The sequence below is a fragment of the Enterococcus sp. 3H8_DIV0648 genome (genome assembly GCF_002140655.1).
Lineage (GTDB): Bacteria > Bacillota > Bacilli > Lactobacillales > Enterococcaceae > Enterococcus_A > Enterococcus_A hulanensis.
The window spans coordinates 21,276-23,533 of sequence record NZ_NGLG01000002.1 but is presented as its reverse complement, the minus strand read 5'-3'; the positions used below and the strand labels follow the sequence as shown (position 1 = coordinate 23,533).

General features: G+C 38.5%; 3 protein-coding genes. 2 read left to right on the top strand and 1 reads right to left on the bottom strand.

The window, feature by feature from the left end; all coding sequences use genetic code 11:
• Both A5875_RS16575 and A5875_RS16570 read left to right on the top strand, forming a co-directional pair.
• A partial coding sequence (locus A5875_RS16575) for a GHKL domain-containing protein (RefSeq protein WP_141108382.1) occupies positions 1 to 832 on the top strand: 832 nt, incomplete at its 5' end.
• Complete coding sequence (locus A5875_RS16570; RefSeq protein ID WP_088934734.1) at positions 829 to 1,602, top strand: response regulator transcription factor; 774 nt, start codon at positions 829 to 831, stop codon at positions 1,600 to 1,602. The genes A5875_RS16575 and A5875_RS16570, both read left to right, overlap by 4 nt.
• Before the next feature lie 72 nt (positions 1,603 to 1,674).
• Here the strand turns inward: A5875_RS16570 and A5875_RS16565 are convergent, their stop codons facing one another.
• A complete protein-coding gene (locus A5875_RS16565; RefSeq protein WP_088934733.1) occupies positions 1,675 to 2,253 on the bottom strand; it encodes a lytic polysaccharide monooxygenase auxiliary activity family 9 protein in 579 nt (192 codons plus the stop codon).
• Positions 2,254 to 2,258: the final 5 nt, after the last annotated feature.

The window sequence follows — 2,258 nt, the reverse complement described above, 5'->3', positions numbered from 1 at the left end:
TATTCAGTTTAGTAATTACTGGATAGAAGAATATGTTCTAAAAGGTGAAAATCCTGTTCGGAAATATCTGATCGTCGTGTTTATCCTAGTGATTATCCTATTAATCGTCTATTTGAACATTAAGACACGGCAAATGGATAAACAGCGTATCCAAGAGTTGAAGGATAACCAGCTGGCTGATCTTACCTCTTATGTGCAACAGATTGAAGCGATGTATGGAGAGCTTCGGGGATTTCGTCACGACTATCATAATGTTCTGATCAGCTTGAATGAAAGCATTAAAACAAAAGATCTTTCCATTATTCAAGATACGTACAATCGAATCTTGAATCAGGAAGGAATTGCACTAGATGATGAGCACTATTCCCTCGCTCGGTTGAACAACCTAAAGACACTGCCGATCAAAGGGATTTTTTCTACCCACATTATCCAAGCTTGGCAGAAAAACATTCCGGTAAATATCGAAATCGACGATGTTATCCAAAATGAAGCGATCGATATTTTAGATTATGTCCGTATTGCTTCGATCCTATTGGATAACGCAATTGAAGCAGCCGAAAAAGCCGAGAATCCTTTTTTGACGATTGTCTTTTTAAGAGATGAGACTATGAATAAAATTCAGCTTATCATTGAAAATTCTTGTCCAGATGAAGTGATTGATATCACAAAAATATTTAAAAAAGACTATTCGACAAAAGGTGAAAATCGTGGATTAGGATTGGCTACGGTTCAAGCGATCTTACAAAACTACACCAATCTTTCATTACAAACAGAATATCAATTTGGTGTGTTCCGACAGGTTTTGATGATTAAGGAGGAGTTTCCGCAATGAATATTTTCTTATTAGAAGATGACATTTTACAGCAACAACGATTGGATTTAATCATTCGAGAGATTTTGCTGGAAAAACGCTGGTCGGTAAAATCGATAATTACTACCGCAAGACCTGATTTTCTTTTAGAGAAGGTTCAAGAAACTGTTGATCAAAATATCTATTTTTTGGATATCGAGCTTAACGGTGAGGAGCGGAAAGGTTTAGAAGTCGCTAGTCAGATTCGGCAAGTGGATGCTCATGGAGTGATCGTCTTTATTACCACGCATTCAGAATTTGCTCCGATCACTTATGCCTATAAGGTTTCTGCGTTTGATTTTATTGCCAAAGACAGCCCAGTCGACGAGATGAAGCAACGCTTAATCGACTGCTTTGAGAATCTTTTAAGCGTTCGATCAACTGGAAAAAAGGAAGAACTGTTTATTTTTAATAACCAGCACACTAGCTTTCAAGTACCCTTTTCCGATATTCTTTATTTTGAGACGACTGATATTTCCCATAAACTTCGTCTCATCTGCAAGAATCGTCTAGTGAATTTTTACGCGACTCTTGGTGAGATTGAGAATTTAGATCCGCGTTTTTTCAAAGCCCATCGCTCCTTTGTGGTGAATTTAGAAAATATTGCTCAAATCGATCGTGCTGAAGGGCTGATTTATTTTGATGAGGATCGTTCCTGCATGATCTCTAGACGAAAAATAAAGAGCGCCCTTGAAAAAATGAACGCTCTTAATCAGGTTTTTCAAAAAACTAATAGAACCATCCATTTCTGAAAGAAAACTATCAGAATGGATGGTTCTTTATTGCTTTAAAATGAACTCGAAACACACTTTTTTACTGATCTGTTAGCGAATATTCACATCGATCACTTGATAGAAGGCATTCACTGTATCACTAATGTTCCAAACAGCCAAGATAACATTGTAGCCCTTCCGATTGTTTGGAATGGTGATTTGCTGATTGACTACTTTGGTTGGCAGAGTCCCATGATCATCAATTTGCTTAATCAGTTCGAAATCACTAATTTTCAATGGTTTGTTAGGATTCCAACCGGGTTTTGTGATGTAGTAATCCCAGGTACTTGTTTTATGCGGCGCTGTTAAAAACCAAGAGATGTTTAGGTTTCCCGACGAAATAGAGTTTTTGTGCCAACGCGACAATGATTGATCATCTAACGGCTCATAACCGCTGACCCCTGCACTGGCGACCTTTCCTTCGATAAACGTGTTTTTCTTGGCTTCAATACTTTGCGGCTCCCACTGCGCTCGTCCAACATTTTGATTCAGCCTTCCGCCTGAAGACGTTCCTAGATAAGCACGACTTCCCGGTGAAGTCACATACCCATGTGCCAATCCCGGCACAGCAAACCCAAATAAACCAAACACTATAATAGTAGCAACTAGACAATGACTCAATTTCTTCATAAAGC